This window comes from Pseudanabaena minima str. Chao 2107 (assembly GCF_051131155.1).
In the GTDB taxonomy this organism is placed as follows: Bacteria; Cyanobacteriota; Cyanobacteriia; order Pseudanabaenales; family Pseudanabaenaceae; genus Pseudanabaena; species Pseudanabaena minima.
In genome coordinates, this window is record NZ_CP159508.1 from 1,509,732 (window position 1) to 1,524,432 (window position 14,701).

12 protein-coding genes are annotated in these 14,701 nt (G+C 43.0%); 8 read left to right on the forward strand and 4 right to left on the reverse strand.

Annotated elements, in window-relative coordinates:
- Positions 1–119: 119 nt before the first annotated feature.
- Together ABM313_RS06565 and ABM313_RS06570 are read left to right on the forward strand one after the other, a co-directional pair.
- On the forward strand, positions 120–1,241 hold the full coding sequence (locus ABM313_RS06565; protein ID WP_434686866.1) for a glycosyltransferase: 1,122 nt from the start codon (positions 120–122) through the stop codon (positions 1,239–1,241).
- Complete coding sequence (locus ABM313_RS06570) at positions 1,238–2,164, forward strand: glycosyltransferase family 2 protein (RefSeq protein ID WP_434686867.1); 927 nt, start codon at positions 1,238–1,240, stop codon at positions 2,162–2,164. The genes ABM313_RS06565 and ABM313_RS06570 overlap by 4 nt, the downstream gene beginning before the upstream one ends.
- Before the next feature lie 158 nt (positions 2,165–2,322).
- Here ABM313_RS06570 and ABM313_RS06575 read toward each other — a convergent pair whose 3' ends face one another.
- Entirely contained in the window at positions 2,323–2,820 is a 498-nt protein-coding gene (locus tag ABM313_RS06575; protein ID WP_190575547.1) for a TIGR02652 family protein, read from the reverse strand.
- A 297-nt stretch (positions 2,821–3,117) separates the two neighbouring features.
- On the opposite strand from ABM313_RS06575, the gene ABM313_RS06580 reads away from it, so the two are divergent.
- The 4 genes from ABM313_RS06580 (at position 3,118) to ABM313_RS06595 (ending at position 8,886) form a co-directional block, all read left to right on the forward strand.
- Positions 3,118–5,295: an ATP-binding protein gene (locus tag ABM313_RS06580; RefSeq protein WP_434686868.1), complete on the forward strand. Its 2,178-nt coding sequence runs from the start codon at positions 3,118–3,120 to the stop codon at positions 5,293–5,295.
- A 74-nt stretch (positions 5,296–5,369) separates the two neighbouring features.
- Entirely contained in the window at positions 5,370–6,218 is an 849-nt protein-coding gene (locus ABM313_RS06585) for a DUF3598 family protein (RefSeq protein ID WP_434686869.1), read from the forward strand.
- 49 nt (positions 6,219–6,267) lie between these two features.
- Positions 6,268–7,152: a DUF4436 family protein gene (locus tag ABM313_RS06590; RefSeq protein ID WP_434686870.1), complete on the forward strand. Its 885-nt coding sequence runs from the start codon at positions 6,268–6,270 to the stop codon at positions 7,150–7,152.
- Positions 7,153–7,383: 231 nt separating this feature from the next.
- Positions 7,384–8,886, forward strand: a complete 1,503-nt coding sequence (locus ABM313_RS06595; protein WP_434686871.1) for an AAA family ATPase — start codon at positions 7,384–7,386, stop codon at positions 8,884–8,886.
- Between the two features lie 236 nt (positions 8,887–9,122).
- Here ABM313_RS06595 and ABM313_RS06600 read toward each other — a convergent pair whose 3' ends face one another.
- Both ABM313_RS06600 and ABM313_RS06605 read right to left on the reverse strand, forming a co-directional pair.
- Positions 9,123–9,656 (reverse strand): hypothetical protein, encoded by a 534-nt coding sequence (locus ABM313_RS06600; protein ID WP_434686872.1) that lies wholly within the window; start codon positions 9,654–9,656, stop codon positions 9,123–9,125.
- A gap of 50 nt (positions 9,657–9,706) precedes the next feature.
- Positions 9,707–12,214, reverse strand: coding sequence for an HAD-IC family P-type ATPase (locus ABM313_RS06605; protein WP_434686873.1), 2,508 nt, complete (start codon positions 12,212–12,214; stop codon positions 9,707–9,709).
- Between the two features lie 80 nt (positions 12,215–12,294).
- Here ABM313_RS06605 and thiS point away from each other — a divergent pair, with 80 nt between their 5' ends.
- Positions 12,295–12,498 (forward strand): sulfur carrier protein ThiS, encoded by a 204-nt coding sequence (thiS, locus tag ABM313_RS06610; RefSeq protein ID WP_217901508.1) that lies wholly within the window; start codon positions 12,295–12,297, stop codon positions 12,496–12,498.
- Positions 12,499–12,578: 80 nt separating this feature from the next.
- Positions 12,579–13,658 carry a CobW family GTP-binding protein gene (locus ABM313_RS06615; protein WP_434686874.1) on the forward strand — a complete coding sequence of 360 codons (1,080 nt, stop codon included), beginning with the start codon at positions 12,579–12,581 and terminating at the stop codon, positions 13,656–13,658.
- 65 nt (positions 13,659–13,723) lie between these two features.
- On the opposite strand, the gene ABM313_RS06620 is transcribed toward ABM313_RS06615, so the two are convergent.
- Entirely contained in the window at positions 13,724–14,623 is a 900-nt protein-coding gene (locus ABM313_RS06620; RefSeq protein WP_434686875.1) for an RDD family protein, read from the reverse strand.
- Between the last annotated feature and the right edge of the window lie 78 nt (positions 14,624–14,701).

Genomic DNA, 14,701 nt, shown 5'->3' on the forward strand with positions numbered 1-14,701 from the left:
TTTTAAAAGCATAAAATGGCATAGCCATTTTGTACTTTGGTATAAGATAAGCATGACTTGAGATCATCCCAAAAAGTTTTACCAACATCTTGTAAGAGAAAATTGTAAGAGCAAAGTACATGTCAAAAATTGCAAAAGTTTTGTGCCTGAATACTGGCGGCGAGGGGAGTCTTGATTCTAGACGATCAAGAAGCCTTGGCTCGAAATTGCAAGCCGAAGTTACTTACCACGATCTGAATCTTAAAGTAGGTAAGATCGCTGCTAGTCAGGAAGTTTGGCAAATCATTTCTGCATCTAAATGGGATTTAATCTATCAAGAAGGTTCAGGCATTGCGGGTGGCATCAATTTGATTAGGGCAGCAAAATCTTGGCAACAGCCCTATGTGATCTCTACTGGTGACCCAATTGGTGGTTTTTTTCGGGTGACGAAGGGATTGTTGATCGGTAATATGATGGAGATCTATGAGCGATCGCTTTACAAGAATTGCACGGCTTTTTTGGGGTGGACTCCATATCTGACAGGTGCGGCGATTAAACTTGGCGCAAAGCGAGCAATTACCATTGAAGGAGGAGCGGACTTTGAGCTATTTCAGCCAAAATCTGCTGCTGAACGTCTTAGTTTCCGCAAAAAGTTTGGTATTCCTGAACATCATTTAGTCTGTGGCGTGGTAGGCAGTTTGTTGTGGAATAATCGTCAATCCTACAGCTATGGCTATGAATTGATTGAAGCTTTGAAACTGGTCAAACGTGATGATATTACAGTTTTAATCGTAGGAGATGGAAGTGCGAAAGAACGTCTTCGGTCTTTAGTTCCAGAAGCCTTGCGATCGCGGGTTATCTTTACAGGAAGATTGCTCCCAATGGAAGTTGTGGAGGCGATGAATGTGATGAATATTGGTTTTGTCACCCAAACCCTTGATGAGTTAGGAAGTTTTCGATTAACTACGAAATTACCCGAATATCTAGCCTGTGGTGTACCTGTTGCTATGAGTCCTATTCCTGGATTTTATGATTATGCCGCTTCCGCAGGTTGGGCTTTACCTGCATATCATCCTGCAAGTAAAGAGTTCCATCTTCGTTGTGCGCGGTGGTTAGACAATTTGCCATGGCAAGATCTTGAGGCAAAGGCAAAAATTGCCCCTGAGGTCGCGAAGAAACATTTTGACTATGATGTTATCAGCGATCGCTTTGCGGATTTTATGCATGAGCTATTGGAGATTGAAGGATATAAAAAACAATGAAGATCTCTGTGGTTGTTCCAACTTATCAACGTCCAGCAGACTTAGCCCGCTGCTTAGCTGCTCTCAAAGCACAAAGTCGTCCTGTCGATGAACTGTGGGTAATTGTGCGTGATACCGATCGCCAAACTTGGCAATTCTTAGAAACTTTTGATCGTGCAACTTTGCCTTTACATACAGCGACAGTGATAGCTTCTGGAGTAATTGCGGCGATGAATATCGGTCTAGAGTCAGTGACTGGTGATATTGTGGCTTTTACGGATGATGATGCTGCTCCCCATCCTGATTGGCTAGAAAGGATAGAAACTTACTATTTAGCTGATAAGCAAGTTGGTGGAGTTGGTGGACGTGATTGGGTCTATCACGGTACAAAATTGGAAGATGGCTCTCAGCCTGTAGTGGGTAAATTACAATGGTTTGGGCGCTTGATTGGCAATCATCATATTGGCATCGGCACAGGACGCGAAGTGGATGTTCTGAAGGGCGTGAATATGAGTTTTCGACGTGAGGCGATCGCGGATTTACGCTTCGATCAAAGAATGCGCGGAACAGGTGCACAGGTGCATTTTGAGGTAGTTTTTTCCTTGACTTTGAGGCAGCAGGGATGGAAATTAATTTACGATCCGCAAATTGCCGTAGATCACTTTCCTGCACAGCGTTTTGATGAGGATCAGCGCAATTCTTTTAATCCTCAAGCTTCGATTAATGCTGTGCATAATGAGACGGTAGCATTATTGGGATATTTGTCCCCTTTACAAAAATTGGTGTTTGCGATCTGGGCGATCGCGATCGGTACATCAGAAGCCTTTGGGTTATTGCAAGCTCTAAGATTTTTACCTAAAGATGGGAATGTGGCAAGACAAAAATTATGGGCTTGTTGGCTTGGGCGTTGGCAAGGATGGCAGACTTACAGACTCAGTAAATAATTAAGGGTGTGTGGTTTCACCACACACCCTTAAGCCATTCTTTTACTCCCTTCCCACTCAAGCAATATACATTAAACCCAAGAATTAGACATTGCGGCGCTTCGCGCCGCAATGTCTAATTCTTGGGTGGGAAGGGAGTAGGTGAAGCGGCGCTTCACCTAAAAAGAACGAAAATATGGATAACCCTTGGGTACGCCCAATTCCTTGTCTAATTCAAAGTTGATAATGCCCCAACGTGGTTCTTGCTCCTCTGGAGGGCTAAATTCTACGGTTAAGCCATACAAGCTTTGAACATTGGAAATAATAGATGTATTTTCAAGATAAGGTTTCACTAAATCCATGTAGCGCAGAGCGATAGTAACTTTAATCGCTCGATAGCCTTGGGTATAGAGACGATCAATACTTTCATGAATTTCAAACCGAATTCCATCGGGGTGAGTATGCTGCCGATACCATTCGTCGTTCCATAGCCGCCATTGGCGATCGGATTGCAGATGGACTAAATCTTTGCAATTGGGCTGAACTTCAAAAGCTCCATGACGCGGACAAAGATAAGTGTCAGTCAAAATCAAGGCAGGAATAACTTGCCGACAATGAGGGCATTTAATTTCAGAACCAAAAATCGGATATTGCTGCACCGAGGTGACTATCCTCATGATTTATGTAAATGGAAAGATCCTTACTGCTGATCTTAACATGCTCATACTATAGCAATCCTAAATGATTTGGGAGAGTTCACCCCTTCAGAATGAACTCCCCCAAATCATTTTTCTATGTGGCTTTTCAAGCCCAAAAACAAACCCAGAATCAAATTTGGTGCATCATTTAGCAATCTAATTAATCTTTTAGGACAAGAATTACTGTTTATGGTTCAGATAACACACTCTAAAAATCTGGAACCCGTTACAATCTTGGAGTTAAGTTTTAAAATTGTCAAAATAAGTAAGGTTAGGATGGCAAAAGCCAACCCAAAAGCCCAGTGGGGATCAGTTTTAAGCCGTGCAAACCATGCAGAAAAATATCTGCGGTGGTTCGTTGATTTTTGTCCTGTTCCGATCGCTATGTTCGATAGCAATCTCCATTACATATTGGTAAGTCAACCTTGGGTCAAAATGCTGGGTATCCCTCGCTTAAAGTTAGTTGGCACAAGTCTCTACGAATCATTGCCGAGAGCGATCGCCCATAGACATGGACTAGAGCGATGCTTAAGCGGTGGACAGATGCATTACACGGCAGAAATTGAGATTGCGGTTCGGGGTGAGACATCAAACAATTTTCAGTGGGATGTTCAACCTTGGTATACCGATGATGGATCAACGGGTGGAATCATTGTCTCTAGCCATGCTCTAGCTGAGCAGCAAACAAAACTGCTAAAGAGCCAGCTTGCCGAAGAAATTGCTGAACGTCAGTATCTTGAAGATGCTTTTACCAAAATTGGCACAGCAATTGAAAGTGCCAATGATGCAATTTGTATCACTGACGGGACTGGACAACCGATTTATATCAATCTTGCCTTTAGTGATCTATTTGCTTATAACTTATCTGCTTTACAGAAATCGACCAATTTACAGCCTCTATTTACAGATGTGCAAGCCGCTAAAGTAATCCATTCAGCAGTGATGCATGGGGGAACTTGGACAAGTGAATTGGAAATGCTTGATCACGATCAACAGCGTATCCCCATTTCCTTAAAAGTAAATCCAGTCAAAAGTCCATCGGGTGAAGTGATTGGCACAACTTATATTTGTACCAATATCCGCGATCGCAAAGCTGCTGAAGCCGAAATCAACAAAAGTTTTGCGGCACTTGGCGCGACCCTTGAAGCTACAGCCGATGGCATTTTGGTACTAGATGCGATCGGTAATATTATTATCTGCAATCAAAAATTTGTAGATCTATGGCGAATTCCTGATCGTATTTTTCGTTCCCATGATGACTCACATATCCTCCAATATGTAGCTAAGCGAATTAGCTCAGCAAAATATTTGCAGAACTTTGGCAAAGGACTCAGTACTGACGAAAATAGCTTTGAGATTGTCGAGTTAGATGATGGCAGAACTCTCGAATGTTATTCCCAGCCACAAAATGTTTTAGATAGTTGTGCAGGTCGGGTTTGGAGTTTACGCGACATTACCGAAAGACTTGCATCTGAGGCTCTAGTCCGTGCGTCCGAAGAAAAATATCGATTGCAAGCCGAAAAGCTCGAACAGGCTTTGCAAGAGCTAAAAAGTACACAGTCACAATTGATTCAGGCTGAAAAGATGTCGGGTTTGGGTCAGCTAGTAGCAGGCATAGCCCATGAAATTAACAATCCAGTGAATTTCATCTATGGAAATCTCTCCTATGCTGATACCTATACATCTGAGTTATTAAGTCTTGTGGAAATGTACCGCGCTTACTACCCAGAACCCGTTGAAGCAGTACAGGCAAAGCTAGAAGAAATCGACATTGATTTTCTCGCTAGTGATTTTGTGAAGTTGGTCGGTTCAATTCGGATTGGCGCAGAAAGAATACAAAAGATTGTGCAATCACTAAATAAATTTTCGCGCAGTGATGAAGAAGGATGTAAATCTGTCGATATCCACGAGGGAATTGATAGTACTTTGATGATTTTGCAAAGCCGCCTTAAGGCTACACCGTATCGTCCTGAGATTCAGATTGAAAAAAAATATGCAAAGCTTCCTGAAGTGGAATGCTATGCGGGACAGCTAAATCAGGTGTTTATGAATCTACTGACCAATGCGATCGATGCCCTTGAAGAAGATGCTCAAGCCAATGGAATTTGGCAGATCATAAATGAGAAACCGCAGTGGACTAGAAAAGATGGCAAAGTCTCTAAAATCTTGATTCAAACGGAAATTCTTAATGATGCACAAATCACGGATACGCAGAGAGGCGATCGCCTGATCATTAAAATTTCTGATAATGGCAATGGCATTCCCGACGAGTTACGCAATCGCTTGTTTGATTTGTTTTTCACTACTAAGCCTGTGGGTAAGGGTACAGGTTTAGGGCTATCGATCGCCTATCAGATCATCACAGAAAATCATGGTGGTAAGCTGTACTTTAGCTCAGAAGTGGGCAAAGGTACAGAGTTTACGATTGAGATTCCTTTGAACCAAACAAGATAGTAGCCCTGCACTCACGCTCTTGGCTCATTTTCGTAAGTTCTATATCTTTGGGATATACTTCAGTACAAAGTGCTGTGATAAAAGCTATGCGATCGCAATGGGAATGTTTGCTGCAAAACCTTGGCTGTTGGCAAGGTTCATTTACACGGTTATCAACAAAGGGTGAAATATTAGAAGATATTCCCAGCGAAACTAGTCTGGAACTTAAGTCTGACAATCAAACAGTCCGTCAAGTTGTGCGTCGTTTTTATGACGGTCAGCCCCAAGATTTAGTTTTGGAATATCGTACCCTCAATCGCAGCACCACCTTTTTTGAGAATGGTGCTTTTTCGCAGGGAGCATTGCAATTTGCACCCTATACAGAATTTGGGGCAGAGTTGGGCTTGATTTATGGCGATCGCCGTTTGCGTGTGGTTTTGCTCTATGACAAATCCAGTCAACTTGATCGCCTTACCTTCATTCGCGAACATTTACCCAATAGCACCACACCAGAACGACCAGCTTTGACTCTAAATGATTTGCTTGGCAAATGGGAAGGTGAGGCAATTACGATCGCTGCTGATTGGTTAGAACCAGAAGTCATATCAACAGTTACTGAATGGCAACAGGAAGGCGATCGCATAATCATGTCTTTACAAATGCAAACACCAATGGGAGCAAAGACGATTACCTCGATTGCGAGGATTAATCCATATAACCCCCAAATCCTCAACTTTGATCAGGATACTTTGCCAATCCAAACCTTGTTTTTACCAGATGGTGCGTCGATAACTTGTCCTGTGGCGATCTCTACTTGTCAGCAATTTCGCCTATCTATTTCTTGGCTACTAGAGCCAAACCTGCACCAGCGCATGATTCGCAGTTATGATCACAAAGGAGGATGGGCTAGTCTGACATTAGTGACTGAGCGCAAAGTGGGGTAGTCTGATTAGTGATTTGCTATGCAAATTATTACTCTCTACACGAAATTATATGGCAGACACCAGTCGCAAGCTTCTAATTAAGCGCATCATCATCATGCTGCTTTTTCTAACGCTTTTTATTGGCGCATTTTCGGGTGCACTCTACTTTTACCAAAATGATCGCACGCAGCGATCAGCGGATCTGTCATTTGGTGATGACAAAGAACCAAATCGGCTTGATGTTGAAATTAGTTTATTAGGGGTAGATCCGATTAAATCAGATATCAGTCTTAGGTTTGTTCCGATCCCACAAGGCACTTATGCCAAAGACGCACGCCTCACTAAAGATCTAAAATTCTTTACAGGTATCGAAAGTGGTAAAGCTGAAGTTACCCTTGAAAAAAATCGTATCCCTGATGCTGTGTCAGGCTCCTTATCTATAGCTAAAGGTCGAGTTAGTGACTATCCTTTTGATGTGCATAGTTCAGACTTCTATCTCTTTTTTACTAACCCTAAGGACGAGAAAGAAGAAATTCCTATGTCAGTTGATTTCTATGGAGCAATCTCTGGCTATAACATCGATGTCGATTACATTCCTAAAGCTGAATTTGAGTCCTCTGACAGTTATATTGGCTTGCGTGTAACAGTATCAAGATCGGTCATCACTAAGTCGTTCTCCATCTTTTTGATGGTAGCGATGTGGTTGATTGGCTTGGTAATCTTTACGATGACGATGATTGTGGTTTGGCAACCGCGTCCAATTGAATTTGGGATGTTTACTCTCATTGCAGGTATGTTGTTTGCCCTACCTGCGGTGCGAAATCTTCAGCCCAATGTCCCTCCCCTTGGTGGTTTGTCAGACTTCCTCTCATTTTTCTGGGCTGAGTCGCTAGTAGCTATATCAATGCCAATTCTCTTTTTTACATGGTTAACACGCTATAAAAAGCCGAGTTAGTAGCCATCAGTTATCAGCAATTTCTAAAAACTATTAGCTGATAAATAGATCATCAAAATAAACTTATAAATATGCAGATCCCCGACTTTTTTGTAAATTTACAAATTGTCTTTGCTTGCTTAGAAAAAGTCGGGGATCTTGGCCTGTGCTTTTTAAGTTTTCTTGTGCTTCGCTACTTAGCTGAAAGCCAATCACTAAACCCCAATCACCAATTACCAAGCACTAATCCTTATGACATTACCGCCAATCATTAAGCAAATGCTCTCGCCAGACTTTTACGAACATCCAGTCACAGAACCAATTCAACTTCTACAAACACATATTTCCTTTGTATTATTAACAGGGCAGTACGCTTACAAGGTCAAGAAACCAATGAACTTTGGATTCTTAGATTTCTCTACTTTAGAAAAGCGTAAATATTTCTGTGAAGAAGAACTACGGCTGAATCGTCGTCTAGCTCCTGATCTATATCTGTCGGTTTTGCCGATTATCGAAACAGAAGGCAAATACCATTTTGATCTGATAGGAACAGGGACACCCGTAGAATATGCGATCGCTATGCCAGAATTCTCGCAGGAGGATCTGCTCATTGAAATGTTTGGTTCGGGTCGATTAACCACCGATCATGTCAAACAAATTGGCGAACAATTGGCAGCTTTTCATCAACAGGCGTTAACTAACGAGCATATTAATACTTTTGGGACAGCCGAAGCCGTGCGAGCCGTTGCCAATGATAACTATGCTTCTACCGAGAAGTACATTGGGCTAGCGCAAACCGCCGAGTATTTCGAGCAAACTCGCGCCTATACTGAGAAATTCTTTGCCGAAAATGCTGACTTATTTAGCGATCGCATTGCTAAGGGCAAAGTCCGTGAATGTCATGGCGATGTCCATTTAAAAAATATTTGTCTCTATCAAGATAAAATCCAGATTTTTGATTGCATTGAATTTAATGAGCCATTTCGCAATAGCGATGTGCTGTACGATGCTGCCTTCCTATTGATGGATTTGCAATTTCGCGGCAGAAGCGATCTCGCTAATATCTTTTTGAATACCTATTTAGAACGTACTGGCGATTATGAAGGAGCTGTGCTATTACCTCTGCATTGCAGTATGCGTGCCTATGTGCGGGCAAAGGTAACATCCTTCCTTCTCGATGATCCAAATATTCCTGCGGATGTAAAAGCGAATGCCCAAACGGAAGCGGCGGCATATTACAAACTGGCGTGGGAATATACTCAACCTAAACATGGCAAAGTGATCATCATGTCTGGAGTATCTGGCTCTGGTAAAAGTACGACCGCTAAGGCGATCGCTTCGGAAAAGGATGCCATTTATCTGCGATCGGATGCCATTCGCAAGCAAATTGCAGGAATTGGCTTAATGGAACGGGGCAGTGACGACATTTACACTCCAGAGATGACTGCAAAAACCTACACCAAATTGGCGGAGTTAGGTTCTCTATTAGCTAGCAAAGGCTTTACGGTAATTCTCGATGCAAAGTACGATCACGTTAGTTTACGCAGTCAAGCGATCGCTGCTGCCCAAGCCCAAAACATCCCTGTAGAGATCATTTACTGTACTGCGCCTGTGGAAGTTTTGCAGCAACGTTTGCGCGATCGCGCTGCTGCTAACAATGACATTGCTGATGCGACGGTTGAGTTATTAGCCAGTCAGCAAGCCGCCTTTGAAGATTTCACGGCTGAGGAATTGGTCTTAGTGAAGAAAAGCTAGTTACGTTCACACAATTAAGATGTATATGCTGTAGGGGCTTAGCATTCCCGCCACAACTTATAAATCATCTGAATTTGGGAATGCTAAGCCCAAACCTCACAACGCAGGGACAATTTTTCTGTGAAAGCATAGAGGGCTTAGCATTTGCAGAGCGAGGTTGCTATGGTGAGTTTAAAATTGTGGCGCAAATGATAAGCCCCTACAAGCGCTATAAATTCTCTGCGATTTCAGTTCATTCAATCTTCTGTACTTATCGAACTATGGTGAAGACGAAATGCTCTAGCGATCGCAGGGGTAAGCAAAATGGCAAGGGCGATCGCACTGCCAAGAGCAATATATGGATTGAGAGTAATCAGACGAGAGGATGGCACTGAGGCATTTACACTAAAAACATCATCAAAAACTGTAGGGATTTCCAATAGCTTGTCCGCCGATGGCGGTGAAATCCAATGCAGAGAAGCAGCGATCGCAGGAAACATAATGGAACTAAAAAGACACAAACTCAGAAATCTTGCCCAAGATTTTAAATACCACAATCCGAGCGCCAATAAAATTGGCACGATGCTAAACCCTAGAAAAGCAATATCTGAAACTAATTGTAAATTAATAGAATTGCTATCGACTAAAGGAGTATTACTCTCCAATAAACGATAGATATAAAAATTAAGGATGCGATCGCAAATCAAAACAAGACTCATTCCCAACATCGTAGTTGCGAGGATAGTAATAGCGATCGGACGTTTGACAGTTCTAGATTTCATCATGCTCATAGTATGAATTTTAGATTGAGAAAGAACATCGTGTAGGAATGTCCTTTCTATTAAGGTTGACTGAGATAGCGAGGCAAATGACGAAACAACTTGCTAGATTGCATCATGCGGAATGTGTAATAACTAGCAGTTGGCAAAAAGATAATCATCGACCAGCCAAACTGATCGGGAACTTCTAGTTGAAAGAATGTCGGGAAAGTTAACATCAAAACTGCTGAAATGCCAACCGATAAAAAACCCAGAATCGCAGCTGTAGCATTTTTAAAAAGAGTATGCACTTTCCATATCGATATATTAGTAATACTCCAAAATACAAATAGACAGAAAAGCATTCCAATAAAAGTACTAACACATTGCGCTTGACCTCTAGCAATATCTTGAAAAGCTTCCGAATTAATCACAGTTGAACTATAGGGAACCTTGAGCAATGCCCAACCGCTAATGTAATAGGAAAAGACATAGCCTATCGTCATCGAGATCGCCCCAAAAATACCAGCAATGCAACTGTAGCCCAAGACATTGCGTAAGAAGTTCTCAAGTCTTACGGGCTTTAGCCAGCCAAAGGCAATCCAAATTGTCGGGAACCCCACTACTGCCATTGTTAAAACCGTCATATGGCGAGGCTCAACTGGAAATGGAAGTTGTACAAATCCTGCAAAAGAAATCGTCAGAATCACCATAATATTTTTGGTGAGATAGAGTAGTGCCGTAGAGAGAATCTTCTGTTTAATGTCATCTCCTGCAGTAAAAGCTTGCGGTAGAGCGGAGAGATTGTTATCCAACAACACGATATCCGCCACATCTTTACTGATCTGTGCGCCATCATTCATGGCGATCGCTAGTTGCGCTTCCTTAAAGGCTGGTACATCATTGACCCCATCACCGACCATCCCCACATAGCCACCACGCTTGACCATTGCCGAAATTAGGCGGCGCTTCATGTCGGGGGTAATTCTGCCAAAGACTGCGCCAGAAGCAGCGGCTCGGCTAAAGGTGGGTGCATCCATCGACTCTAAAGTCTTTTGGGTAAACACCGCATCGTCAGGAACCGCAATTCCTGCTTGACGTGCAATCGAGGCAACGGTTTCGACACTATCTCCTGAAATGACTTTGAGACGAATATTTTTGTTTTGTAGCTCGGCGATTGTTTCAATCACATCAGGACGCAGACTGTCTTCAAGTAAAACCAATCCGCGATCGCGTCGATTAGTTGGTAAGGCAGGATTTTTTTCAGAAGCATCAAAGCTATCTTCACTGGTAACCACAGCGATCGCCCGCAATCCCTGTCTTCCATATTGTTTAGCTTTTTCCTGCATTTCAGGACTGGTAAATAAGATTTCAGGCGCACCGACCATAATCGTTGTGCCGATATCGATCGCGATCGCGCCCCATTTGCGACCAGAGCTAAAGGGAACTTCGCTGACAAACTTGGCTGGCGATCTGGGCTTATCCGTAAAAGTTGCCATCGCCTTGGCACTGCTATTCTGAGAACCCATTAGATTTGTATAGAGTGCAATTAGCTCGCGAAGTGAATCTTCATCAGTATCACCTAAAGGCACAATCTCTTTGACGACAAGCTTATTTTGAGTCAGCGTTCCTGTTTTATCAGTACAGAGAATCCGCACACTATTCATCGAATCAACGGCATTGATCTTTTGAATCAAGGTACGCCGCTTACTGATTTCCACTGCCCCGATCGCAAAGGCTACGCTAATCGATAGGATTAAACCTGCTGGCACAAAGCTATTGATAATTACCGAAGCATAGCGAATCGTATCTACCATCGTTCGCCCAGAATTGAGACTAGATGCAACATGCAAAAAAGCAGCCACAATCAGCACCAGTACAAAAATCTCGACGAGAAGATCAATCTTTTTCTGTAAAGGTGTAAAGACTCGCTTATATACTCGTGATGACTGCGATAGTTTCACCGCATAGCTTTCATTGCCAATTTTGTCGGCGCGAAATACACAACTTCCTGCTAAACAGAAGGAACCTGATAGCACAATATCGTCAATTTGCTTTGCCACGGGATCAGATTCCCCTGTGAGCAGTGATTCATCCATTTCCACATTTTGGGATACCAACACTGCGCCATCCACAGGAGCGCGATCGCCTGGATTTAGTTCGATCAGGTCATCACGCACAACCTCACCCACAGGAATCTCGCGCGATTCCCCGTCACGCCGCACTTTTACCTTCTGCACTGACAACAGCGCTAGTTTATCCAGCGTCAGCTTGGCTTGAATTTCTTGGGCAACACCCACAAGAATATTCATAAATACCGAAAACCCTGAAAAGATCGCATCGGTAATTTGTCCAAGCGCCATCATCAAGATTAAGACCACCCCAAAGGTAACGTTAAATAATGTAAAAACGTTTTCTTGGAAAATATCTTTATAGGTGCGACTTGATCGCATCACCACGACATTGATATCACCACGCCGCTTTCGCTCAGCGACTTCAGCTTCACTCAGTCCTATTTCAGGATTTATTTCGACATTGGGCGAGGCGATCGCAGGCAAGTCTGGTGTATTGTCTGGTGTAGGTTGTGGCATAGACACACAGGTATCATTTTTAGTAAGCAGTATAAGATCTCTAAGTCAATATTGAAAATCAGAGTTTAAACTTAATATCTATGATTACGTTGCAAGTCAATGGTGACGATCGCACCTGTGAGTCAAATCTCACGATGATCGAATTACTAAAATATTTAGGAATGAATCCTCGTCTAGTAGCTGTGGAATATAACGGCGAGATTCTACATCGTCAACTTTGGGAAAATACGATTATCCAAAATAGCGATCGCTTAGAAATCGTCACCATTGTTGGCGGCGGTTAGAAGCCTCGACAAATTAAGAGCGCTATAATTTGGTCAGTACATCTTTAATTAATTAGCATCACAGGCAATTGGCATCGGCTATGATCGCAACATCACAAATTCCCGCTACTGTCCTTACAGGATTCCTCGGCGCAGGCAAAACTACATTACTTAATCACATCCTCACGGCTGAGCATGGCAAGAAAGTTGCCGTGATTGTCAATGAATTCGGCGAAGTAGGTATCGATCAGCAACTGGTAATCGGTGCTGATGAAGAAATTTTTGAGATGAATAATGGTTGCATTTGCTGCACAGTACGTGGCGATCTGATTCGGATTATCGGCAATCTGATGCGTCGCCGCAATAAATTCGATCATCTCCTAATCGAAACTACGGGATTAGCCGATCCTGGTCCTGTGATTCAGACTTTCTTTATGGATGAAGATATACATAAGCAAGTTGAGCTTGATGCCGTGGTGACAGTAGTTGATGCTAAGCATGTCCAACAACATTGGGGCGATCGCGAAGTTCTCGAACAAATCGGTTTTGCTGATGTGATTTTGCTGAATAAAACTGATTTGGTGACTGAAGCTGAATTAGTAGAATTGGAAGCAAAAATTAAACACCTCAATGTTTTGGCAAGAGTTGATCGTGTGCAGCTAAATCAAACCAATACTGAGAATATTGAGGGCAGCATCAATAAAGTTCTCAATGTCGGCGGCTTTGACCTCAATCGCATTCTTGAGAAGAATCCAGAATTCCTCGCGGCTCAGGTTAAGGAAGAACATGGTCATGACCACGATCACGATCATGACCATGCTCACGATCATCACGACCACGACCATGATCATCATGAGCACGAACATCATCACCATATCCATGATGAGGAAGTTGGCTCGGTCAGCATTTTAGAAGCAGGTGCAGTCAATCCTTACAAGTTCCAAGCATGGATTAGCGAGTTATTGAAAACTCAAGGTCAAGATATTTTTCGTTCCAAGGGAATTATTAATCTTTCTGGTTCTGAGGAACGCTTGGTATTTCAAGGCGTGCATATGCAGTTTGATGCAACTCGCGATCGCCCTTGGAAGGACAATGAACTCCGCAAGAATCAATTAGTCTTTATTGGTAGACATCTAGAGAGCGAGAAGCTACGCGAAGGTTTTATGGGTTGCTTGGTTTAAGCAATTATTTAAAAAGCCCTTGAAGTTGCGCCCCGCAGGGGCGCAACTTCAAGGGCTTTAGTAATTTATCTCCGTCTGGGACGACGAGCCGATCGCTTAACTGGTGGTTCATCTTCATAAGGCTTCTCGTAATTATTACCGTAGGACTTAGGGCGATCGCGCAGATCATCACGATAGTCATCACGAAAATCATCCTTATCCCAATCATCGAAGCCATCCACATCACCTTTGTAGACATTTCTAGGCGGATCTAAAGGCTCAGCATAGGGATCGTTGTAACTATCTTGATAAGACCGATTAAATTTACTGTCGCGATCAAAATTAAAATCTTGGGGTGGACGGGATTTGGTGCGGGGGCGGCGCTTAGGTTTGGGACGAGGAGCGCTATATTCATCTTCATATAAATCACGCTCTTGCCGACTTTGATAGAGCTTAGTTGCTTGTTGCCCTGCTTGGTTAAAGAGTTTGCCTAGCTTTTCATCGATCGCAAAGCCTTTACGGGTTTGAATGGAAATCGTGCCACTGATGCGATCGTGGAAGGCTTGACGCTTTTCATTATCGACGATCGCAAAGGCAGCATCGGCAACAAAGGGAATCCATGCAAAGACGATCAGGGTCGAGGTAATGGTCTTAATCAGAAAAATGGCGCAGATAAATACAAATATCTCGCGCTTCATAAATGCGCCGAGTCCAGCCGTTTTGCCATATTCCGCATCAATCACGCGAATGCTGATTAGCCATCTGCCAAAGCTCTGTCCCTGTGCGCGGGCGGCGATGAATACGCGAAAGACAAACCATGTCGAGATAAATATAAATAGATGCAGAGGATTAGCAGGGTCAATCGATAATATTGAGACGGTTAATTCGGAAATAAACCAACAACTTAAAAAGTCTACGATGAGCGCTCCGAGGCGTTGATTGACCGTAGCAAGGGGATAGCGGCTGTAGGCTGGCTCGAAGTCCATTGTAATTGCTTGATTCGTGATGAAGACACAGAGTTATATTCTATGCCTTTATAATTACACTTACAGTGCTTTGCGCTG

Coding starts and splice junctions, on each gene's coding strand:
- ABM313_RS06565 (WP_434686866.1), top strand. CDS start 120: ATGTCAAAAATTGCAAAAGTTTTGTGCCTGAATACTGGCGGCGAGGGG.
- ABM313_RS06570 (WP_434686867.1), top strand. CDS start 1,238: ATGAAGATCTCTGTGGTTGTTCCAACTTATCAACGTCCAGCAGACTTA.
- ABM313_RS06575 (WP_190575547.1), bottom strand. CDS start 2,820: ATGAGGATAGTCACCTCGGTGCAGCAATATCCGATTTTTGGTTCTGAA.
- ABM313_RS06580 (WP_434686868.1), top strand. CDS start 3,118: ATGGCAAAAGCCAACCCAAAAGCCCAGTGGGGATCAGTTTTAAGCCGT.
- ABM313_RS06590 (WP_434686870.1), top strand. CDS start 6,268: ATGGCAGACACCAGTCGCAAGCTTCTAATTAAGCGCATCATCATCATG.
- ABM313_RS06595 (WP_434686871.1), top strand. CDS start 7,384: ATGACATTACCGCCAATCATTAAGCAAATGCTCTCGCCAGACTTTTAC.
- ABM313_RS06600 (WP_434686872.1), bottom strand. CDS start 9,656: ATGAGCATGATGAAATCTAGAACTGTCAAACGTCCGATCGCTATTACT.
- ABM313_RS06605 (WP_434686873.1), bottom strand. CDS start 12,214: ATGCCACAACCTACACCAGACAATACACCAGACTTGCCTGCGATCGCC.
- thiS (WP_217901508.1), top strand. CDS start 12,295: ATGATTACGTTGCAAGTCAATGGTGACGATCGCACCTGTGAGTCAAAT.
- ABM313_RS06615 (WP_434686874.1), top strand. CDS start 12,579: ATGATCGCAACATCACAAATTCCCGCTACTGTCCTTACAGGATTCCTC.
- ABM313_RS06620 (WP_434686875.1), bottom strand. CDS start 14,623: ATGGACTTCGAGCCAGCCTACAGCCGCTATCCCCTTGCTACGGTCAAT.